Source organism: Streptomyces sp. NPDC006739, from assembly GCF_042869815.1.
GTDB lineage: Bacteria > Actinomycetota > Actinomycetes > Streptomycetales > Streptomycetaceae > Streptomyces.
The window spans coordinates 94,386-115,454 of record NZ_JBIAGM010000023.1 but is presented as its reverse complement, the minus strand read 5'-3'; the positions used below and the strand labels follow the sequence as shown (position 1 = coordinate 115,454).

Sequence of the window (21,069 nt, the reverse complement as noted above, 5' to 3'; positions counted from 1 at the left end):
CCACCACCTCGATCACCGCCACCGCCACCGTCTCCGTCCATGCCTCACGCGAAGGTGCCGAGCAGCCGCCCGTACGCCCCGAAGGCACCGATCAGCAGCGGAAACAGCGCGATCACCCCGACCGACTCCAGCAGGTCGCCGAACCGGCGCAACCGCACCCGCAGATGCTCGGGCGGCTGCACCACGAGCACGGCCAGCGGTACGACCGCGAGCACCACGAGTACCGCGAGCGGCCCGACCGCGCCGGACCGGTCCGCCCACACCCAGGCCAGCCTCGCGGCCACCGCCGCGGCGGCCGCGAGCAGCGCGACCACCTCGGGGACCAGCGGATACGCCCGCGCCCGCAGCGCGAGGACCACCGCGACGGCCGCCGCGAGCAGCACGCTCCACACCGTGGCCGTACGCAGCACCAGCACCCCGGCGACGGCGGCGGACACCGCCGTGACGACCGCGGCGAGCGCGAGCCCGCGGTGGGTGGCCGCCAGCGCGGTCGACACCTGATACCGGCTCACCGACGAGCCGCCCGCCCGCCGGTCGTCGAGCCCCGACAGCCCGGAGGCCATCAGGGCGAACCGGGGCAGCAACCCGAGGACCACCACCGACACGACGGCGAGCAACGCGGCGGCCCGCTGGGCCGGCTGGACGGCGAGCGCGGCCTCCCAGCACACTCCGCCCCCGGCGAGCGCGGCGGCCCCGAGGACCGCGCCACGCCCGAGCGGCGAGCACCATCCGAGGAGCAGCAACGCTACGGCCACCACCCCGGCCACACCGGCCAGCCGCACCGCCCCCGACCAGCCCTGCGCGTCCCCGAGGCCCCACACCCCGAACACGCCCACGGCGCCACCGGTGACGACGAGCGTGCCGGCGGGCCAACGCGCCCCGGCCCGGCCGGCCGACGCACCGGCGACCGCGCCGAGCACGGCGACGACGACCAGCACGGCACCGACGCCGCGCGCGGCGAACTCCTGCCGCGCGAGGACGGAGGCGGCGAGGGCCCATCCGACCGTGGCGCCCGCGGCGGCGACGCGGCGCGCGGTGGCTCCCCACCGCCAGGCCCGTACGTCGAGATCGTCGGCGGTCTCGTCGGTGACGTCGTGCACGACGGGTGCGGAGGGGGCGTCCTCGACGCGCACGAGCCGCAGTACCGCGCCGTCCGGCACGGCGGCCGACTCCAAGGTCGCGTCGGGATCCAGGACGCTGCCATCACCGGCCATCAGATGACGCGTTTGCGGTCGCGCACCCACCTGGTCGTCGAGCAGCCGCATCACCTCGGGAAGCAGCCGCCCGATCGGCTCCCGCGACGGCAGAACGAGGTCGACGCGTCGACGCTCCCCCACCAGAGTGATCCGGCTCAACGCCAGTCCCGTACGGCTCGACGCCCCCGTAGATATCACGCGTTCGAACTTATCATCGGGCAGAAGGCGCGTCGGCGGGTGTTCCGGCCGACGGAGATGCCGGTGCCGTGGCCGAGGGCCCGTAGGGACTCGGACTCCGGCCGACCACCCGGTGCGAGACGAACGACCACCCCACGCACCCGGCGCACAGCACCGCGGCGATCACCACACCAGCAAACGCCTTGCCCAGCCGCTCGTCCACGGTACGCCGCTGCCGCTGCCCTCCGAAGAGCACCGCATCCCGCAACCGCCTGCGCCGCACCGAGACGGACTCGAGTAGCTGGCTGTCGTAGTCCTGGGCTGACATGACTCATTCCTTGTTCGTCCGCCGGGGGAGGGGGCCGACGCCTCGGTCAGCCCGTGATGGAGAAGAAGATCGTGTCCTGGGTGTACCAGTCGACGTTCTTCGTGGCGTACTCCCATTCCGTGTGCTCGAATTCGAGCTTGTCGATGATCTCTTGGACGTCGTACCGCAGATTTTCGTCCATCCGGTCCAGCACGGCACGGTAGGCATCGGCCGCCGGCTTGGCCTTGACCAGCGGAAACATACCAATGTGCGGACCATCCACGGGATACGGAATGCGGAACGGTATCTCCTCGGGCGGACCGGCGAACAGGTGGTCGTGCAACAGCAGATCGGCGCTCACACCCAGGCGGCGCAGCTCGTCGTCCACCAGCCCGAAGAAGGTGGAGGGCCTGGAGTACACGCCCAGTTCGCTGGGATCGGACGCATTGCAGTCGATGATGCGCTGGAGGGCGCAGTAGTAGGCGCCTGCCGCGTACTCCGCGTCCGAGTTCGCATGACCGGCCACGAGATGGTCGAGCGCGTCGGGGACGCTCAAGCCCCAGTCAAGTCCCTGCCGTTCGATTTCGAGCTGGCTCGCCCGCGCCTTCTCACGCATCACGCCGAGAAGGCGCTGCTGATCGGCTGTGAAGTCCCCGCCGCCTACGAGAAACGCCACGACATCGGCCTTGCCAGCCGTGCTGTACGAGATGATCCGGCTCATGCTCCCCATGCTGCCAGCCGCCACTGACATCGAGCCTTGGCGGGCGGGGTCTGGAGCGATGGCGGCGGTCATGAGGCTGCGCCCGTCGGCGCGGTGGTGCCGACCTCGGCCCAGACCGTCAGACCACCGTCGCCGCTTCGACTGGTACCCCAACGAGCAGCGAGGGCAGCGGTGATCAAGAGCCCTCGTCCGTGTTCCTGCTCGGGGCACGGTGGCCGGGGCAACGCGGGGACCGTCGGCGCCGTGCGGCCGTTGCCCTCGTCCGTCACACTGATCGCGAACGTTCCGGCGCTGAGGGCGCAGGTGACCGTGACGGTATGACTGTCGCTGTGCTCCAGGGCGTTCGCCATCAGCTCCGCGGTGATCGACTCCAGGTCGTCCGCCGCTTCCCGGGAGAGATCCCAGGCTCGGGCGATGCCACGGACGTGACGCCGGGCGAGACATGCGGATGCGAGATCGTGGCCGGGCAGGGTGAGCAGGCTGTACACCCGGGGGCTGGGCGGTTGGTACGTCAGTGGGGCAAGGACATTCTCAGCAGGCGACGGATCGGCGGAATCCGCGTCCGAGTCGGCCGGTTGCCCCTCTCCGAGCCGAGCACCCCGGGATCTGGCGATGAGCAGCGCGTCGGCCAGGGCTTCCGCCAACTGCAGCTTCAGCAAACGTAGTTCTTCGCCTTGTGGCCCTCCCCCGTTATGTTTTCCGCGGTCCTGCAAGAGGACCGCTGGCCTCCGGGCCCGGCATGGCTGTTCCCCCCTGTCGAACGGATGACCTGGGGGGTGGTGTCACCGGGCCCGAGAGGCGCCGTTGGAGACGCTGATGAGAGGTCCGACTACCGCCTGGCCCGGTGCAATGCCGGGCCGTTTGCGGGCGGCAGGTCTGCATAACGTGGATGCGCGCATACGACGCCAACGCCTGGGCCAGCACCGCACGAACCCCGCTTGGGAGGATGGGTTGGACGACATCGACGACGTGGGCGTCTTCCTCGGCCTGGACGTCGGCAAGAGCGCCCACCACGGGCACGGGCTGACCCCCGCCGGCAAGAAGGTCTTCGACAAGCAGCTGCCCAACAGCGAGCCGAAGCTGCGGGCCGTCTTCGACAAGCTGGCCGCGAAGTTCGGCACCGTCCTGGTGATCGTGGACCAGCCCGCCTCGATCGGAGCCCTGCCCCTGACGGTCGCCCGGGACGCCGGCTGCAAGGTCGCCTACCTGCCGGGTCTGTCCATGCGGCGGATCGCCGATCTCTACCCGGGCGAGGCGAAGACCGACGCCAAGGATGCCGCAGTGATCGCGGACGCCGCACGGACCATGCCGCACACCCTGCGCTCGCTGGAGCTGACCGACGAGATCACCGCCGAGCTGACCGTGCTGGTGGGCTTCGACCAGGGCCTGGCAGCCGAGGCCACCCGCACCTCGAACCGGATACGCGGCCTGCTCACCCAGTTCCACCCCAGCCTGGAGCGCGTCCTGGGCCCGCGCCTGGACCACCCCGCCGTGACCTGGCTGCTGGAACGCTACGGATCTCCGGCCGCCCTGCGAAAAGCCGGACGCCGCAAGCTGGTCGAGGTGATCCGGCCCAAGGCTCCGCGCATGGCCCAGCGGCTGATCGACGAGGTTTTCGACGCGCTCGACGAGCAGACCGTCGTGGTCCCGGGCACCGGCACCCTCGACGTCGTGATTCCGTCGCTGGCCCGCTCGCTCGCGGCCGTCCACGACAGCGACGGGCCCTGGAAACGCAGATCGGGCAGCTGCTGGAGGCTCACCCTCTTTCCCCGGTCCTGACCTCGATTCCGGGGGTCGCGGTCAGGACCGCCGCCACGCTGCTGGTCACCGTCGGCGACGGCTCCAGCTTCCCCACCGCCGCTCACCTGGCCTCCTACGCCGGCCTCGCCCCGACCACGAAATCGTCGGGGACCTCGATCCACGGCGAACACGCGCCCAGAGGCGGCAACCGGCAACTCAAACGGGCGATGTTCCTGTCCGCGTTCGCCGCCTTGCACGATCCCGCCTCACGCACCTACTACGACAAGTGCCGGGCCCGCGGGAAGACCCACACGCAGGCCCTTCTCCGCCTGGCCCGACACCGCATCAGCGTGCTGTTCGCGATGCTCCGCGACGGCACCTTCTACGAACCCCGAACCCCACGCCTCGCTTGACCAAAGACATAGAGGCACCCCCCCGCGAGTAAGAAGCCGCGCAGATAGGCATCGAGGGCTGGGCGAACAAGTGGGCGAAGGAGGAAGGTTCCGGGACCTTCGCGGCTCTGGTCGTCGTCACCATGTGCTTCGGCGACCGCGAGACCGTCGCCGCCTTTGATGAGGTCCTCGTCCCAACGTCCTTCAGAACTTGCCCGTTTGATCAGGTGGGCAGTCCCGCGTCGCGGGCCAGGAGGGCGGCCTGGACGCGGTTGGTGACGCCCAGGGCAGTGAGGATGCGGCTGACGTGGGCTTTGACGGTGCTTTCCCGCATCGTGAGGCGGGTGGCGATGTCAGCGTTGGTCTCGCCATGGGCAAGCAGGGCCAGAACGTCCAGCTCCCGGGGGGTGAGCCGCTCAAGCCGGGCCCGCGCGGCGGTGGCCTTCGGCTGGTTGCCGGTGTGGTAGCGGTCGATGAGTCGGCGGGCTGCTGTGGGGTGGAGCATGGCGGAGCCTGCCGCGACCAGGTGGACGGCGCGCAGGATCTCGGCCGGGTCGGTGTCCTTGAGGAGGAAGCCGTCGGCTCCGGCGGCAAGGGCGTCGTAGACGTACTGGTCGAGGTCGAAGGTGGTCAGGGTGATGACCTTCGGCGGGTGGGGCAGTGCCCTCAGCCGGGCGGTGGCGGTGATGCCGTCCATGCGGGGCATGCGCACGTCGACCAGGGCGACATCGACGCGGTGGGCGCTGGCCCGTTCGATCGCCTGGAGGCCGTCGGCTGCCTGGGCGACGAGGTCGATCTCTGGGTCGCTGTCGAGGAGGTCGGCCAGGCCGAGGCGGACCAGGGCGTCGTCGTCGACGATCATTGCGCGGATCATGCGGGAGTGCCGTTCTCTTCCGTGCCGGCCGGGTGGGGGATGCGGGCGGTCAGGCGCCAGGAGCCCGCGCCGGCCGGTCCCGCGGTGAGATGGCCGCCGAGGGCGCTGACGCGTTCGCGCAGGCCGACGAGCCCGTAGCCGGAGCTGACGGCGGCCGCCTGTCCGGGGGGACCGGCGGGGTTGGTGACCTCCACCAGCGTGGCCGGCGGCCGGTAGTCGATCGTCATGGTCACCAGGGGGCCGTCGGCGTGCTTGCGGGCGTTGGTCAGGGCTTCCTGCACGATGCGGTACACCGCCAGGCGGTGGGTGGTGGGCGCGTCCTCCGGCCGGCCGTGGACCGTCATGGCAATGGGCTGGGAGGCGGCGCGGGCGTCGTCCACCAGTTGCTGGACGTCTCCGGGAACCGGCGAGGGCACAGCATCGGCACTGTTCGGTGATGTGCCGGGAGCACGCAGCACACCGAGCACGTCCCGCAGGTCGGCGAGCGCTTCCGTGGAGGCGCCCCGCAGTAGAGCCAGTCGTTCGGCGACCGGTCCGGGCAGGGTGTCGCCGCGGGTGGCCAGCACGCCCGTGTGCAGGGCAATCAGGCTGAGGCGGTGGGCGAGGACGTCGTGCATCTCCGCCGCGATCCGGGACCGCTCCGCGATGCGCGCGGCCTCCTCGCGCAGCTGCGCCTCGACGCGCAGGTGCTCCACATCGGCGGCCAGCGCCCGCACCAGACGCCGACGGCTGCCGATCCACATGCCGACCACATACGCGAAGGCCCACAGGAACAGCGCGGTGACGTAGTCCTGGTGGTGCCACAGCCGGGTCGGCGGATAGCCGAGGAGGTTGGCGCCCAGCACCGCGGCGACGCACAGGACCGCCGCCTTCGTCCGGCGGGCCGCGGCCAGGTCGTACAGGACAACCGTCAGCAGCAGTGTGCCGAGCCACCCCCACCACGCGGTGACCGCGGCGACCACGACGGGCGCGAGGGGCCAGCGCAGCCGCGGCACGAGCAGCACCACCGCGCACGCCACGGCCGAGGCACCGATGGGAACCCCATACCGGCCCTCGCTGACCAACTGCGCGCCGTTCACTGCGGTGACGCCGGCGAAGAACGTCACGGTCGCGCCGCGCCCGACGGCGGCCGCCCTCGCCTGGATCTTGCTGCTGTTCACCGTCAGAATCCTAGGCAGGCACCCGCCTGCCGCCCCTCGACGACCGGCGACGCCCACCCCCTACTTTCGTCGGGGGAAGCCGTCGAACAACGGCGGATCCGCTGTCGGGCGGCGATTCCTAGCGTCGTATGCATGGATGACTGGACCACCTCCCACCAACGTGTCCTGGCGCAGCGCGAAGCCGACGGCTGGATGTTTCTGATCGAAGCAGCCCGTGATCTGCGCACCACCGGCGCGATCGCCCCCAGCAGTAAGGCCCTGGCCCGCGCCCTGACCGACCCCGTGCGGGCCCAGGCGTCCCATCCGCTGGCCGTCCTGGAAGCCGGCGCCGGCACCGGCCCCATCACCAGGGCCCTGATACCCCACCTGACCGGCGGCAGCCGCCTGGACATCGTGGAGGCCAACCCCCGCTTCGCAGCCCAGCTGCGCCGCCTTATCGCCGCAGACCCGGACCTGGTCCACGCGTCCGGACGGGTGAGCGTGCACGAGACTTTCGTCGAGCAGTTCGACACCGACCAGCGCTACGACGTCATCGTCTCCGGCCTGCCCCTCACCAACTTCACCCCCGCCCAGGTCGAGCGGATCATGGCCCGCTACATGGACCTGCTGCATCCTGGCGGCACACTCACCTACTTCGCCTACGTCGGCACCCGCAGGGCACGCGCCCTGACCGCCTCCCGGGCCGAAGCACGCCGCCACGCCGCGGTGGACGAGGTCATGACGACCTACCAGCGCGCCTACGCCACCGGCCGCTGGACGGTCTGGGCCAACCTGCCCCCCGCCCACGTCTGGCACCTGCGCCGCCCCCTGGTGCCTTCCCAGCCCTCCGCCGACGGCCAGCAGCACCGCCCGGACCAGGTGAGTCAGTAGATGCACGTCCTGACCGACCTCCTCGCCCACCTCCCGGCGCCGGCCGCCTACGGGGTGCTGGCCCTGGCCGTGCTGGCCGAGTCGATCCTCCTGGTCGGCGCCTTCGTCCCGACCCTCACCCTGCTGCTGACCGCCGGCGCGCTGGCCCGCGCCGGCCACATCAGCCTCCCTCTCGTCATCGCCACCGCGGCCGGCGCCGTCATCGCCGGAGACCTCCTCGCCCACCGCACCGGCCGCCTTCTCGGTCAGCGGCTCCGCACCGGCCGCGCGGCCCGCCGCATCCCCGCCCCCCTCTGGCACCGCGCTGAGGCCCTGACCGCCCGCCACGGCGGCCGAGCCATCCTGCTGGCCCGCTTCATTCCCGTCGTACGCACCCTCGCCCCCCACTTCGCGGGCGCCACCAGCCTGTCCTACCGCCGCATCGCCCCCTACAGCGCAACCGCCGCCTGCCTGTGGGCCACCGCCGAAGCCGGCGCCGGCTACGGTGCCGCCGCGTCCCTCCAGCGAATCATCACCCTCGGCGGGCCCGCCCTTGCCATCGCCGGCGTGATCACGGCCGGGGGCGCGGCCCTGTGGATGAAGAAGCGCCGACGGTTCCCGCAACCGCAGGACGCCAGCTGACAGTCAGCCCCGCCCGGTGCGGACGTGACTGACCGACAGCCGGTACCTCCAACGCCACACAGATCACAGGGCCGCACCATCTCGGCACATCCATCCGAGGCTTCCGGTACAGCGCCGCACTCCTCGCGCCCCGATCTTCCGCGCCGTCAGGCTCACGGAGCAGCCGGAATCGGTACTCCGCACGCCAACCCTGCCGCGTCCACGCCGCGACGGGCGGGGGCCGCGCGGACTGATCTTGAGCGGCACCGTCTCATCCAGTACGCCTTCAGGGCCTTCGACAGAGCCCCCGGTGCACGGGTGCACAAGAGCCGCCGGCCGGTGTGCTGATCACAACACCTGAGATCATTTACGAGACAGTTCGTGGAGAAACCTGTGCCTGTGCTGCCGTCATGGCTGACCGAACCGCTGTGGGAGCAATTCGCCGCCCTGCTGCCCAAGCGGCCGACGTTCGATCCAGCCCACCCGTTGGGCTGTCATCGACGCCGGATCAGCGAGCGGATCGTATTCGACAAGCTGCTGCAAACCCTGCGATTTGGCTGCTCCTACGAAGCGATCGCCGACGCGACCTGCTCGGCCACCACTATTCGCAACCGCCGCGACGAGTGGATCAGCCTGGGAGTCTTCTCCCGACTGAAGCAGATTGCGCTCGACGCCTACGACCGTGTCGTTGGCCTCGTCCTTGACCAGATTTCCGTGGACGGTGCCATCACCAAGGCCCCCGGCGGCGGCGAAGCGGCCGGACGCTCACCCGTCGACCGGGGTAAACAAGGTATGAAACGGTCGGGTATGACCGACGGCTACGGCATCCCGCTCGGTCGCGTCCTGGCAGGCGCCAACCGTCACGACTCGCCACTTCTGGCACCAACTCTGGATCTCTTAAACGGACTTGGTCCACTTCCTGACCAGGTAACCGTCCACCTCGACGCCGGCTACGACTCGGTCACGTCCCGCTCCGTACTCAATGAGCGGAATCTGCAAGGTCAGATCGCACGCAAGGGGACCAAAGCGCCCGTCCAGGCAACCCGGCGGTGGCACGTCGAGCGCACCCACGCCTGGCAGAACTCCTTCCACCGCCTCGCCCGCTGCTACGAGCGCCGCACCAGCGTCATCGAAGCGTTCTTTGACCTTGCCGACACGGTCATCACCGTACGTAATCTGCTCCGCCGAGCTTGGACCACCCACCGCTGGGACACACGTCCCCGACGCCGCCCATGACCGGCCACCTATCTGCGCGGCCTCTAAGTCCCAAGTCCGACCAAGCAGCCTTCCTGCGAGACCGAGTTGCGTTTCCTCAATCCGGTCCGCCAGCCGGGACACGAAGCCGCTGACGCCGTCCGCGAGCAGGAGAGAGGACTGGCCGTGCGAACCGGTCCAGGGCAGGAGCCGTACGAGGACGGGCCGGCCGCTCATGACGCCGCTCCCAGGAAAGCGTGGATGTCGCGGGTGTCGAGGTCGACGCCGTACGCGGCCAGCCACAGGGCGTCGCGCCGCAGGCGCTGGAGGCGGGCCTTCTCCTCGCGCTCGTGTGCCGTGAGATAGGGGCGGACGAGAGGGGTGGTGGAGCCGTCGATGGGCTCGCACCAGGGGCGAACACCGACGGTGAGGCGGTGAGGTGGCGGCCCGGAACAGGGGACTCTCGGCGCCCTCGGACCCGCGAGCCAGTCTTGCGTTGCGCTGTCGGCTGCCGTTTCAGGCCGATGCCTCCCGCGCGGGGCGAAGAAGACTCGGATGTGGTCGAGTCGGCGAGAGATCACATCAAGCATAAGAACAACTCCGTTCTACAGATCAGGTGTTGCGGCTTCAGCGCTGTCCCCGCCGCCGACCTCGGCCCAGACGGTGGCACCGCACGACGTCACGTCATGGCCGTACCGATCCGCCTCGGCGAGAGCCACGAGCAGGGAACAGCGCCGTATGTCATTGAGCTGCGCGGGGAGTGCGACGATGACGCGAATGCGGTCGGCGAGTTCTTCGACGTGCGCCACTTGACCGGTCAGCGCGGTGAACCTGGCGGCCAGGGCGACAGCTCGCGTCTTCGCAGAGCACACGAAGAAGCCCTCCGTACAGAAGTGAGTGCGCTGAGTAATGCTTCTTAAGAAGCTTCTACCTAATGCAGTAGCTTGTCAACGTCATTGGAATCACCCGCCGCCCCACGGCAGAGGAACCGGAGAGCCGCCCATGCCTCGCGAGGCGCCGTATCTGCAAGTAGCCGAGTCCCTGCGCGCCCGAATCCTGGCGGGAGAGTGGGAGGTTGGCGCTCGCCTGCCTTCCGGGGCTCGGCTCGCCGAGGAGTACGGCGTCGGGCGCAACGTCACGCAGCGCGCCATGGACCGGCTGATCATCGAAGGGATCCTGGAAGGACGCGCAGGATCGGGAACGTACGTCCGCAAGCCACGCGAGCGGACGCGGATGGTCCGCTCCCGGCACGGTGAGCGCCGGGGCGCCTCGCCCTTCCGGGCGGACATGAAAGACCACGGCAGAACGGGCACTTGGGAGTCACACAGTCAGGCCCGCGTACCCGCACCCGAGGCCATCGCCGAACGGCTCGCCATCAACCCCGGCGATCTGTGCGTGACCACCCGGTACGAATTCCTGGCCGACGGCCGACCCGTCCAACTCTCCACCTCGTGGGAGCCCATGGCTGTCACGGATGGAACACCGATCGTGCTGCCGGAAATGGGGCCCCTCGCGGGAATGGGTGTCGTCGAGCGTATGCAGTCGATCGGCGTGGAGATCGCCACCGCGGTCGAGGTACCCCGCCCCGCGCGCGCCACCCAGGCCCAGGCGAACCTACTGGGCATCAGCGTGGGCGACCTGCTGCTCGAGATCGAGCGGACGTATTACGACACCGACGGCCGACCCGTGGAGACCGCGGACATCGTCGTGCCGCACATCCGGTGGGAAGTGGCCTACGAGTTCGGGGTGGAGCGGCCTTAGCCGCGCCTTCACCTGGGCCGCCTATGACCGGCGACCGACCCCCGTGTGCAGCGTGTTCGGCACTGCGGAGACGAGGTTCCTGACCTGCTGGTCAACAGGTCAGGAATCCGGCGCGAACGTCGTTACTCCGTATGGAGGGCGATCGTCACCAGCGGCCCGAGAGATCTTCCAGTGAGTCGAGGTTCGGGCACGCTTGGGGCTCGTCCTCTGCGATGTGGCCGATGACGTGCGGGGCGGCCTGCTGGGCAAGCCAGGTGAGGACATCCGGCGCCTGCAGACCCAGGCGATGAGCCTCTCGCAACCGAAGCAGCCAGGCCCGTCCTGCCTCAAACGCCCGTTTGCCCGCTGCAGTCCGAGGCTCGAATCCGGCTGCATTGTCCGCCTGCGCAGCCCACACGTAGCCCAGAATCTGTCCCTGGTCCCGCACGGTGTAATAGTGCACGGGATGCTCGGTGGTCTCCGGGTACTCCTCCTCGGAAGGCGGCAGCAAAGACCGGAGCCGTCGTGACCGGGCAGGGACCTCGAAGGTGCCCCATGCATCGACGTACGCGGGCCCCTCAATCCTGAGGTCCTCGAAGCCGGTTTCGGTTGGGGTCGCGTAGCGGTTCTCATCACCGGGAGTGGGAGCGCAGCCGAACAGCTCGGAAATCTCTTTCAAGGCCAGCGCCAGCCGGGGGGCGTTCTCGTCGTACGTGGCGATCTGCTCACGACCGCGCGTGTCCATCGTCAGCCATACGTCGGAGTAGGTCTCCAACGTCACCGCCACGAGACTGCGCTTCCAGACATCGGCCTGAATGGTGAAGAGTTGCTCGGCACGATGCCGGGTTCCCGGGACCGACCACACTCCAGGGCAGCGCATGCGGACAGCGACAACGAAGTCACCCTGGAGGGCATCAGTATGAGATGCCGCACGGGCCAGCGCGGTATGGGGCGCAAGCGGATCCTCTTCCAGGGGGATCCCGGTCGCCTCGAATCGGATGTCACGCATGTCCCCCATAGAACGCACGGTGACACTGACCTCGGCAACAGGGGCTGCGATGCCGACCCCGGCCAGGACGTTCCAGATCGCTGCGGCAATTTGGATGGCTCGCGAGGGCTCAACGCTGCGGCCTTCGGGGGTGATCTCCCAAGTCCACTCGCCGATCGGGTCCGTCGTAATCACAGCATGTCCTGGCGCCCATCGTGGCACTGGTCAGCGCGGAGGCCGTCGACACCTTCGCCAGGTTCTTCCACGCCTCACCCGCCGCGTGCCAGCCGTCCCAGCCGACCATCGTGCCCACACCATGAACGGTGCCGAGGACACCGTCCTGCCAGACGCCGTCCCACACCTGCTTGCCCTGATGCGCCAGCCACGCCCAGCCCTCGTACTCCCGCTCCACCGGCGCACCCCACGGCGTCTCCTTCGCCTGATCCAGGGCCTCGGCCGTGCAGCCGTACGTGTTCGTGCCGTGCGAACCGTCGTCCGCCCTCAGCTGCGTCCCGCCGATCAGCGCCATGACCCGGTCGTACGCCGTGCGCTCGGCCGTCCGGAACGCGGCGACCGTGTGGTTCACGTCGTGCCACAGGTCGTTGTTGTGCTCGACCTTGTCCTGGTCCCGGCGCCAGTGCCCGTCCCCCGCCAGCGAGTTCACGAACGCGGTCGCATCCGACCTGAGCGCCTCCAGCCTCGCCACCAGGGGCTGGACCTCCGCGCCGTAGTCCGACAGCACCGAGGCCACCTTCTCCAGATCGCCCGCGAACGCGTCCGACTTCTCCTTCACCGGGAGCGTCGAGGCGAACAACTGCTCCGCCTCCGGCGCCCGATAGAACGCGGACAGACCCTGGAAGTCCGTGTGCACGTCCGAGCCGGCGGCGCGGAACTGGGCCGCGTCCGCCGTCAGCAGCATCACATCCGTGTCCAGCGTCGACAGATCACCGACGAAATGCGGAATCCCCGACGGATCGATCAGCTTCGCCTCGTCGGCCACTGCTAACGGTCCTTGTTGCCGGGCAGATCCACCCTCGGTTCCCTGGCCGCCGCTCGCTGCGCGTTCGCCGCCTGCTCCAGGGAGCCGGTCACGTAGTGGTAGGTGGCCTGCTCCGCTCCGTTCAGGGAACTCGACGTCCGTTTGGCGATGTAGAGAAGATCCCGGGTCCAGTGCTCCAGGAACTTCGCGAGCGCCGAACCGACCAGCCCGGCCGTGCTGGTGTACGGGCCGTACTGATCGGTCAGCGTCCCCGCCGCGGACGCCGCTTCCCGCAGGTTGCCCTGCATCGCGCTGCCCGCGTCCGACATGTCCTTCGCCGCCGTACGGGTCTTGGACAGCACGCTGTGCACGCCTGCCGGTTCGATGTCCCACCCCGTCACGGGATTCCCCCTCGTTCCCACACCGTCGGCGTGTCAGCCGATGTTGTCGACGGCCGCCTTCGCCTTGGCGAGGGTCGACTGGGCGGTGCCGTCGTTCTGCTCCAGCGTCGTGCGCACGAGCCGGATGATGTCGCGGACCTCGTTGGCCGCCCGGTGCCAGCGGACCTCCTTGCCGTGGTACTCGTCCGAGACACCGTCGGCCTGGTAGTCGGCCATCGCGGCCTTCACCGCGCGGTCACGGTCGCCGAGCACCCGCTCCAGCTGTCCGATGACACCCTGCAGACTGGTCTGTACGTCGGCGGAGGCGCCGGTGTCGTAGGAACGACGGTCCAGGTTGCCCATTGCTGCTCACATCCCCCTCGTGGTTCAGCCGCGAAAGCTCGTAGCTCAGCCGCGGAAGCGGGCCGCTTCGAAGTTGGCGGCGCTCATCGTCCTGTGCGCGTTCTCGGACTGTTCCTGATCGCCGCTGGAGAAGGCGGTGTCCATCCCGGACTGGCCACCCAGAATCGCGCCGAGCGAACCGTTCAGATCGCTGGTGATCTGGTCGGCGTGCGCCTTGAACGCGTCGAACGCCGCCTTGCCCTCGCCGTTGAACTTCCCCTCCAACGGCTCCGCCGCCCGAATCAGCCACTTGATCAGCGTGCCCAGGTCGTCCACCGAGCCGGTCGTGCTCTTCCCCAGATCCGACAGGGTCGTCGCACCCATGTCGAACTTCATCTGCCCACCCCCGTGCGTCACTTGTGTCGCATCACATCGAACATAGTCTCCCATCCCTGGTTGCATACGCAACGTGATGGGGGGTCGTATGGCGGGATCCGGACGGTCGACGGCCAAGCTTCAAACAGCCACCCCCGCCGACTCCTCCACCTCCAGCAGGGACGCGCTGTGCCGCTCCTCCTCGAACGCCCTGCGGCCACCCCGCAGGCCGAACAGCCGCTTGGCGACGGCGATGTAGAGGACCGCGAGGATGTTGAGGACCAGGGTGGCGATCTTCAGCCAGCTGACGTGATCGGTGAGTTCGTAGATCTCCAGCGGCAGGAAGGCGGCGGTGGCGACCACGGTCAGGTACTCCGCCCACCGCTTGGCGTACCACAGGCCGACCGCCTCGACCAGCTCGATCAGCGCGTACGCCAGCAGCAGCACCGCCACCAGCAGCAGCGTGGAGTGCTTGTAGCCGAACGCCTTCTGGATCGAGCCGACCACCGGCGAGTGGTCGAGGTCGTAGTGGAAGTGCCGGAACACCGGTCGGAAGACGTCCATGTTCTCGTTGAACAGCCGCCGCACCGCGTCCTGGCTATTGCTGAACTTCCACACCGCCACCGCGACCAGCACGATGAACACCCCGCGCACGGCCCGCTCGATCGCCAGGAAGCGGAGGATGAACAGGTCGCGCAGCACCTTGCCGCGCGGCACCAGCGGCGCGTCGTCGGCCGCCCCCGAGCCGTGCGGTTCGCCGAGCACGAAGTCGCCGCAGCGCAGACAGCGCCAGACGTCGCCCAGCGCGGTCACGGCGTGCAGCCGTACCCGCAGTCGGGGGTCGTCCGGCGCGTAGGTCACGTGCCCCTTGCGGGCGCAGGTCCGCCGGTCCCAGTCGATCTTCATCCCCCGTGCCTCCACACGTCACTCGCGCACTCACGCACGCACACCTTCACGAACTCGCGTACTCCCGAACCATACGGACGTACGAACGTGCCGCTCCGGTTGTCCGGTGACGGCACGTTAGTGGATGAGCCCGGGCGATGAGGACCCGGGCGGCTGAGCTTACGGGGGGAGTCTCAGCCGCCCGGAGCGGTGGGCCGGGCGCCCGGCCCAGGTTCAGGCAGGGCCGGGCGCCCGGGGTGCGGGGGACGTCGTACGGCGGAAGAGCGGTACGGCGGTCAGGCCTTCGCGAGCTGCTTCTCGTCGCCCTCGCTGGGCTCGGGCAGCTCGGCCGCCGGGGCGGGAGCTGGGGCGTGGCCCTCGTCCAGCAGGGTGGTCTCGTCGAAGGGCAGCTCACCGGCGAGGACCCGGTGGACGCGGTCCCGGTCGATCTCCTTGGTCCAGGTGCCGATCAGGACGGTGGCGACGGCGTTGCCCGCGAAGTTGGTCAGGGCGCGGGCCTCGCTCATGAAGCGGTCGATGCCGACGATCAGGCCGACGCCGTCGACCAGCGCGGGCTTGTGCGACTGCAGGCCACCGGCCAGGGTCGCGAGGCCGGCGCCGCTGACGCCCGCCGCGCCCTTGGAGGCGAGGAGCAGGAAGAGCAGCAGGGGGATCTGCTCACCGACCGACATCGGCGTGCCGAGGGCGTCCGCGATGTACAGCGACGCCATGGTCATGTAGATCATGGTGCCGTCGAGGTTGAACGAGTAGCCGGTCGGGACGGTGATGCCGACGACCGGCTTGCTGACGCCCAGGTGCTCCATCTTCGCGATCAGCCGGGGCAGCGCGGACTCGGAGGAGGAGGTCGACAGGATCAGCAGGAACTCGCGGCCCAGGTACTTGAGCAGGGAGAAGATGTTCAGACCGGTGACCACCCGGAGAACGGCGCCGAGGACGACGAAGACGAAGAGCACGCAGGTCACGTAGAAGCCGAGCATCAGCACGGCGAGGCTCTTGAGGGCGTCCAGGCCGGCCGAGCCGACCACCGCGGCGATGGCGCCGAAGGCACCGACGGGGGCGGCCCACATCACCATGGACAGGATGCGGAAGACGAGCCGCTGGATGTGCTCGATGCCGCGCAGCACCGGCTGCCCGGCCGATCCCATGCCCTGCAGCGCGAACCCGGCGAGCAGGGCGACCAGCAGGGTCTGGAGGACCTGGCCCTGGGTGAAGGCGGACACGAAGCTCAGCGGGATGATCGACAGCACGAAGTCGACGGGCGGCAGCGCGTCGCTGGAGACCTGGGCGTGGCCGGTCTGCTTGAGCGCGGCGGTCAGGTGCAGCCCGTCACCCGGGTGCAGCACGTTGCCGACGACGAGGCCGATGGCCAGCGCGACCAGCGACATCACCAGGAAGTAGCCGAGGGCTATGCCGCCGACGGCGCCGACCTTGGCGGCCTTGCGGACGGAGCCGATCCCGAGCACGATCGTGCAGAAGATGATTGGCGAGATCATCATCTTGATCAGGTTCACAAAGCCGGTGCCCAGCGGCTTGAGCTGGACCGCGGCGTCCGGCCAGATCAGTCCGACCGCGATGCCGAGTCCCACCGCGACGATCACGGCGATGTACAGGTAATGGGTGCGGTCCCGCTTCGCGGCGGGTGCGGCAGGTGCCGTATCGGGGGTGCTGGCGGCCACGGCTGCCCTCCTTGACGTCTTCGTCGGCGAACACCGGCGTGCGGCTCACGTCCGGGCGTTATAGGGGAATGCCGTGACTATCTCCCGCCCTGTGAGGGCGGTCACCCTTCCGTTCATTTAGTTCACGCTTGACCCGGAGGCAGACTGACGACATGCGTGTTCCAGCCATCCCGAGGCCCCGCAGCCTGGCCGGCCAGCTCTTCGCCATGCAGGCCGTGCTGATAGCGGTGGTCGTGGCCGGTTACGCGCTGTTCACCTACGTCAACGACCGCGGCCAGGCCAAGGACGCGGCGGCCAGCCAGGCCACCGCTGTGGCCCGCTCGGTGGCGGACGCGCCCTCCGTGCGGGCGGCGATCCTCACGGCGAACCCGACGGCCCGCCTGGAGTCGTACACGCTGCGGGTCCAGCGGGACACCGGCGTCGACTTCATCACGATCATGGACCCGCAGGGCATCCGCTGGACCCACCCGGTCCGGTCGCAGATCGGCAAGCCCTTCCTCGGCCACATCGCCGTGGCCCAGCGCGGCGGTACCTTCACCGAGACGTACACCGGCACGCTCGGCGCCTCCGTCCGCGCCGTCACCCCGGTGTGGGACGGCAAGCGCGTCATCGGACTGGTCAGTGCCGGCATCCGGGTCGAGGCGATCAGCAAACGGGTCGCCGACCAGGTCACGGCGCTGCTCGGGGTGGCCGCGGGCGCCCTGGCCCTGGGCGCCATCGGCACGTACGTCGTCAACGCCCGGCTGCGCCGGCACACCCATGGGATGAACGCGGGCGAGCTGAGCCGGATGCACGACTACCACCAGGCAGCGTTGCACGCGGTACGTGAGGGGCTGCTGATGCTCGACGGGCAGTACCGGGTGGCGCTGATCAACGACGGCGGCCGGGAGCTGCTCGGGGTGGGCGCGGAGGTCGACGTGGTGGGGCGTTCGGTGGCGGAGCTGGGCCTGCCGGCGCCGCTGACGGGGGCGCTGCTGGCCTCCGGGCCACGGATGGACGAGGTGCATCTGACGGCGTCCCGGGTGCTGGTGGTGAACACCTCACCGGTGTCGGGGGGCGAGCGCCGGGGCACGGTCGTCACGCTCCGCGATGTGACCGAGCTGCAGTCGCTGATGGGCGAGCTGGACTCCGAGCGGGGCTTCACCCAGGCGCTGCGTTCTCAGGCGCACGAGGCGGCGAACCGCCTGCACACGGTCGTCTCGCTGATCGAGCTGGACCGTGCGGAGGAGGCGGTGGACTTCGCGACGGCGGAACTGGAACTGGCCCAGGCGCTCACCGACCAGGTGGTGGCGGCGGTGAGCGAGCCGGTCCTCGCCGCCCTGCTGCTGGGCAAGACGGCCCAGGCGAACGAGCGGGGTGTGGAGCTGGTGGTCTCCGACGACAGCCGACTGGATGACGGCGTGCTGCCGCAGAGCTTGTCCGCACGGGATCTGGTGACCATTCTCGGCAACCTGATCGACAACGCGGTGGACGCGGCACAGGGAAGTGTGAGGGCACGGGTGACGGTGACGGCGTATGCGGACGCGGATGCCTCCGAGGTGGTCCTGCGGGTCTCGGACACCGGCCCGGGGGTGGATCCGGCGCAGGCGGAGCAGGTGTTCGAGCGGGGGTTCTCCACCAAGCCGGCGGGGCCGGGCGGGCGGGGGCTGGGTCTGGCGCTCGTACGGCAGGCGGTGACCCGGCAGGACGGGACGCTGTCCGTGTCGGACGCGTCCGGCGGCGGGGCGGCCTTCGAGGTGCGGCTGCCGCTGAAGGGCGCCGGGACGTGAGACCGGCCGAGGACCCCATTCGGGTGCTGGTGGTGGAGGACGATCCGGTCGCCGCGGACGCGCATGTGATGTACGTGGGCCGGGTGCCGGGGTTCGTCGCGGTGGGCAAGGCGCACACCGGTGCGGAGGCCCGGCGCCTGCTGGACCGTACGCCGGTGGATCTGCTGCTGCTGGATCTGCATCTGCCGGATGTGCACGGGTTGCAGTTCGCGCGGTCGCTGCGGGCGGCCGGCTACCACGCGGACGTGATAGCGGTGACGTCGGCGCGCGATCTGACCGTGGTCCGGGAGGGGGTGTCGCTGGGGGTCGTGCAGTACGTGCTGAAGCCGTTCACCTTCGCAACGCTGCGGGACCGGCTGGTGCGGTACGCCGAGTTCCACGCGGCGGCGGGCGAGGCGAGCGGCCAGGACGAGGTGGACCGGGCTCTGGCCTCCCTGCGCGCGCCGTCGCCCGCGGCGCTCCCCAAGGGGCTGAGCGCGCCGACGCTGGAGCGGGTGACGGCCGTGCTCCGGGAGGCACCGGAGGGGTTCACCGCGGCGGGGGTCGCGGAGACGGTGGGGATCTCCCGGATCACGGCCCGCCGCTATCTGGAGCACCTGGTCGAGGCGGGCAGAGCCGAAAGAAAGCCGGTGTACGGGCAGGTGGGAAGGCCGGAACTGGTATACCGATGGGTTCCGCAGGGCCGGTGAGCACCCGCACCACGACCCGACCAGAACCGTAGGTTCGCACGTTCGCACGGTCCGTGATCCTGTCCGAACCGCCCGTAGCCGCCGAAGGGACGCGCCCCTAGCTTGTGCCGGGTGCGCCCGACCCCAGCTCCCCCGTTCAACGCCCCCGCCGTCCGCAGGCTGCGCGCCGCGCTCGGCATGGGCCCCGAGCACGTCGCCCACGGCATGCGGACCTCGTACGGGCTGCGGTACGTCACCCCGGACCTGGTGATCGCCTGGGAACGCGGGATCGCCGCCCCCGCCGGCCCCGAGGTGACCGCGCTGGCGGGTGTGCTGTGGTGCTCGCCGGGCGAACTCCTCGCCCGGCCCCGGACCCTGCGCGAACACCGGATCGCCCGGGCCGTCGCGCCCGAGGACGTCGCCCACGCCGTCGGCATGGACCTGCGCGGGTACCTGCGCACGGAGGAGACCGGGCAATGGCGGGGCAACGAACGCCAGTCGGCAGCGCTCGCCCGGGTGCTGGAACTGGCCCTGCCCGACTTCGTCGCCGTCACGGGCCGCGAGGCGAGGCTGGCCGAACTGCTGCACAGCGCGGTGACCACCCGCTGGCAGGCCTATGTACGGCCGGTGATGAAGGTGGCCCCGGTGGACCGGAGCGTCCTGGAGGAGGTGCTGAGGGGGCTGCACCGGGACTACCAGGGGCACATGGCCGCCACCCTCAGCTGGGGCGGTGGCGGCAGCGGTGCCAGCGACTCCGGCCGTGACTTCCTCGACCGGATCGTGCGGTACTTCTGGGAGAAGGCCGGGGAGGCGGCCTAGCGGAGCGAACGGGGAGAGCGGGAAGGGTGGGAGGTACGGGAAGCGCGGGTCAGAAGACCGACTCCGTCTCGTCCATCCGGTCCTTCGGTACCGTCTTCAGTTCGGTCACCGCGTCCGCGAGCGGCACCATCACCACGTCGGTGCCGCGCAGGGCGGTCATCCGGCCGAACTCGCCCCGGTGCGCGGCCTCCACCGCGTGCCAGCCGAAGCGGGTGGCGAGGACGCGGTCGTACGCGGTCGGGACGCCACCGCGCTGGACGTGCCCGAGGATGACCGGCTTGGCCTCCTTGCCCAGGCGGCGCTCCAGCTCGTACGCCAGCGCCGTGCCGATGCCCTGGAAGCGCTCGTGGCCGAACTGGTCGATCTCGCCCTTGCGGTAGTCCATGCTGCCCTCGGCCGGGTGGGCGCCCTCGGCCACGCAGATCACCGCGAACTTCTTGCCCCGGGCGAAGCGCTCCTCGACCATCTTGACCACGTCGGCCGGGTCGAAGGGCCGCTCGGGCAGGCAGATCCCGTGGGCGCCGCCGGCCATGCCGGACTCCAGGGCGATCCAGCCGGCATGGCGGCCCATGACCTCGACGACCATCACCCGCTGGTGGGACTCGGCGGTCGTCTTGAGGCGGTCCATCGCCTCGGTGGCGACACCGACGGCGGTGTCGAAACCGAAGGTGCGGTCGGTGGAGGAGATGTCGTTGTCGATGGTCTTGGGGACACCGACGACCGGCAGACCCGCGTCGGACAGCATGCGGGCCGCCGTCAGGGTGCCCTCGCCTCCGATCGGGATCAGGGCGTCGATGCCGAACTCCTCGACCATGTCGGTGGCCCGCGAGCAGGCCTCGCGCAGCCGGTCGCGCTCCAGTCGGGAGGAGCCGAGGATGGTGCCGCCACGGGCCAGGATGCCGCTGACCGCGTCCAGGTCTAGGGTGCGGTAGTGGCGGTCGAGCAGACCCCGGTAGCCGTCCTCGAAACCGATGACCTCGTCGCCGTACTGGGCGACCGCCCGGTGCACGACCGACCGGATCACTGCGTTCAGGCCGGGGCAGTCGCCGCCTGCGGTGAGAACTCCGATGCGCATCGTGCTGTGTCTCCTGCTCGCTGTGGGTACCGGTGAGCCAGTCCGATTGTTTCACGTCCCCTGACACGGTGCCGCTCCCCTCTGACGCGGTACTGACGGGCGCCTTAACCAGCCCCAGGGG

The 21,069-nt window shown here is 70.0% G+C and carries 22 protein-coding genes and 1 pseudogene; 8 read left to right on the top strand and 15 right to left on the bottom strand.

What is annotated here, in order from left to right; translation table 11 throughout:
- Positions 1-44 precede the first annotated feature (44 nt).
- The 4 genes from eccD to ACFYMM_RS34475 form a co-directional block, all read right to left on the bottom strand.
- Complete coding sequence (eccD, locus tag ACFYMM_RS34490) at positions 45-1,361, bottom strand: type VII secretion integral membrane protein EccD (protein WP_388394110.1); 1,317 nt, start codon at positions 1,359-1,361, stop codon at positions 45-47.
- A 46-nt stretch (positions 1,362-1,407) separates the two neighbouring features.
- Positions 1,408-1,701 carry a hypothetical protein gene (locus ACFYMM_RS34485; RefSeq protein ID WP_388394073.1) on the bottom strand — a complete coding sequence of 98 codons (294 nt, stop codon included), beginning with the start codon at positions 1,699-1,701 and terminating at the stop codon, positions 1,408-1,410.
- Positions 1,702-1,747: 46 nt separating this feature from the next.
- The gene (locus ACFYMM_RS34480; RefSeq protein WP_388394070.1) at positions 1,748-2,401 is read right to left on the bottom strand and encodes a hypothetical protein; all 654 of its coding nucleotides are present in this window, start codon (positions 2,399-2,401) and stop codon (positions 1,748-1,750) included.
- Between the two features lie 68 nt (positions 2,402-2,469).
- Positions 2,470-3,114, bottom strand: coding sequence for an ATP-binding protein (locus tag ACFYMM_RS34475; RefSeq protein WP_388394067.1), 645 nt, complete (start codon positions 3,112-3,114; stop codon positions 2,470-2,472).
- A 238-nt stretch (positions 3,115-3,352) separates the two neighbouring features.
- On the opposite strand from ACFYMM_RS34475, the pseudogene ACFYMM_RS34470 reads away from it, so the two are divergent.
- Positions 3,353-4,554: pseudogene (locus ACFYMM_RS34470) on the top strand (IS110 family transposase).
- Between the two features lie 202 nt (positions 4,555-4,756).
- Here ACFYMM_RS34470 and ACFYMM_RS34465 read toward each other — a convergent pair.
- Complete coding sequence (locus ACFYMM_RS34465; RefSeq protein WP_388394064.1) at positions 4,757-5,407, bottom strand: response regulator; 651 nt, start codon at positions 5,405-5,407, stop codon at positions 4,757-4,759.
- A complete protein-coding gene (locus ACFYMM_RS34460) occupies positions 5,404-6,567 on the bottom strand; it encodes a sensor histidine kinase (RefSeq protein ID WP_388394061.1) in 1,164 nt (387 codons plus the stop codon). The genes ACFYMM_RS34465 and ACFYMM_RS34460 overlap by 4 nt, the downstream gene beginning before the upstream one ends.
- Before the next feature lie 132 nt (positions 6,568-6,699).
- Here ACFYMM_RS34460 and ACFYMM_RS34455 point away from each other — a divergent pair, with 132 nt between their 5' ends.
- From ACFYMM_RS34455 to ACFYMM_RS34445, 3 genes are all read left to right on the top strand, one after another.
- Positions 6,700-7,437: a class I SAM-dependent methyltransferase gene (locus ACFYMM_RS34455; RefSeq protein WP_388394059.1), complete on the top strand. Its 738-nt coding sequence runs from the start codon at positions 6,700-6,702 to the stop codon at positions 7,435-7,437.
- Positions 7,438-8,058 carry a DedA family protein gene (locus ACFYMM_RS34450; RefSeq protein ID WP_388394056.1) on the top strand — a complete coding sequence of 207 codons (621 nt, stop codon included), beginning with the start codon at positions 7,438-7,440 and terminating at the stop codon, positions 8,056-8,058.
- 372 nt (positions 8,059-8,430) lie between these two features.
- Positions 8,431-9,273, top strand: a complete 843-nt coding sequence (locus tag ACFYMM_RS34445) for an IS5 family transposase (protein ID WP_388394053.1) — start codon at positions 8,431-8,433, stop codon at positions 9,271-9,273.
- 563 nt (positions 9,274-9,836) lie between these two features.
- Here the strand turns inward: ACFYMM_RS34445 and ACFYMM_RS34440 are convergent.
- Positions 9,837-10,103 carry a hypothetical protein gene (locus ACFYMM_RS34440; protein ID WP_388394050.1) on the bottom strand — a complete coding sequence of 89 codons (267 nt, stop codon included), beginning with the start codon at positions 10,101-10,103 and terminating at the stop codon, positions 9,837-9,839.
- 130 nt (positions 10,104-10,233) lie between these two features.
- Here ACFYMM_RS34440 and ACFYMM_RS34435 point away from each other — a divergent pair, with 130 nt between their 5' ends.
- Positions 10,234-10,992, top strand: coding sequence for a GntR family transcriptional regulator (locus ACFYMM_RS34435; protein WP_388394047.1), 759 nt, complete (start codon positions 10,234-10,236; stop codon positions 10,990-10,992).
- Between the two features lie 145 nt (positions 10,993-11,137).
- Here ACFYMM_RS34435 and ACFYMM_RS34430 read toward each other — a convergent pair whose 3' ends face one another.
- From ACFYMM_RS34430 to ACFYMM_RS34400, 7 genes are all read right to left on the bottom strand, one after another.
- Entirely contained in the window at positions 11,138-12,154 is a 1,017-nt protein-coding gene (locus tag ACFYMM_RS34430) for a hypothetical protein (protein WP_388394044.1), read from the bottom strand.
- Positions 12,090-12,959, bottom strand: a complete 870-nt coding sequence (locus ACFYMM_RS34425) for a hypothetical protein (protein WP_388394041.1) — start codon at positions 12,957-12,959, stop codon at positions 12,090-12,092. Before ACFYMM_RS34425 ends, ACFYMM_RS34430 begins: the two co-directional genes overlap by 65 nt.
- A gap of 2 nt (positions 12,960-12,961) precedes the next feature.
- Positions 12,962-13,339 (bottom strand): DUF6507 family protein, encoded by a 378-nt coding sequence (locus tag ACFYMM_RS34420; protein ID WP_388394038.1) that lies wholly within the window; start codon positions 13,337-13,339, stop codon positions 12,962-12,964.
- Between the two features lie 33 nt (positions 13,340-13,372).
- On the bottom strand, positions 13,373-13,681 hold the full coding sequence (locus ACFYMM_RS34415; protein ID WP_388394035.1) for a pore-forming ESAT-6 family protein: 309 nt from the start codon (positions 13,679-13,681) through the stop codon (positions 13,373-13,375).
- Positions 13,682-13,726: 45 nt separating this feature from the next.
- Positions 13,727-14,056, bottom strand: a complete 330-nt coding sequence (locus ACFYMM_RS34410; protein ID WP_388394033.1) for a hypothetical protein — start codon at positions 14,054-14,056, stop codon at positions 13,727-13,729.
- A gap of 120 nt (positions 14,057-14,176) precedes the next feature.
- On the bottom strand, positions 14,177-14,941 hold the full coding sequence (locus ACFYMM_RS34405) for a DUF2127 domain-containing protein (RefSeq protein ID WP_388394030.1): 765 nt from the start codon (positions 14,939-14,941) through the stop codon (positions 14,177-14,179).
- A 275-nt stretch (positions 14,942-15,216) separates the two neighbouring features.
- The gene (locus tag ACFYMM_RS34400; protein WP_388394027.1) at positions 15,217-16,617 is read right to left on the bottom strand and encodes a cation:dicarboxylate symporter family transporter; all 1,401 of its coding nucleotides are present in this window, start codon (positions 16,615-16,617) and stop codon (positions 15,217-15,219) included.
- A 152-nt stretch (positions 16,618-16,769) separates the two neighbouring features.
- Here ACFYMM_RS34400 and ACFYMM_RS34395 point away from each other — a divergent pair, with 152 nt between their 5' ends.
- From ACFYMM_RS34395 to ACFYMM_RS34385, 3 genes are all read left to right on the top strand, one after another.
- Positions 16,770-18,386: an ATP-binding protein gene (locus ACFYMM_RS34395; RefSeq protein ID WP_388394024.1), complete on the top strand. Its 1,617-nt coding sequence runs from the start codon at positions 16,770-16,772 to the stop codon at positions 18,384-18,386.
- Between the two features lie 68 nt (positions 18,387-18,454).
- Complete coding sequence (locus ACFYMM_RS34390) at positions 18,455-19,075, top strand: response regulator (RefSeq protein ID WP_388394107.1); 621 nt, start codon at positions 18,455-18,457, stop codon at positions 19,073-19,075.
- 111 nt (positions 19,076-19,186) lie between these two features.
- Positions 19,187-19,873 carry a helix-turn-helix domain-containing protein gene (locus ACFYMM_RS34385; protein WP_388394021.1) on the top strand — a complete coding sequence of 229 codons (687 nt, stop codon included), beginning with the start codon at positions 19,187-19,189 and terminating at the stop codon, positions 19,871-19,873.
- Between the two features lie 49 nt (positions 19,874-19,922).
- Here ACFYMM_RS34385 and ACFYMM_RS34380 read toward each other — a convergent pair whose 3' ends face one another.
- A complete protein-coding gene (locus ACFYMM_RS34380) occupies positions 19,923-20,948 on the bottom strand; it encodes an ATP-dependent 6-phosphofructokinase (protein WP_388394018.1) in 1,026 nt (341 codons plus the stop codon).
- Positions 20,949-21,069: the final 121 nt, after the last annotated feature.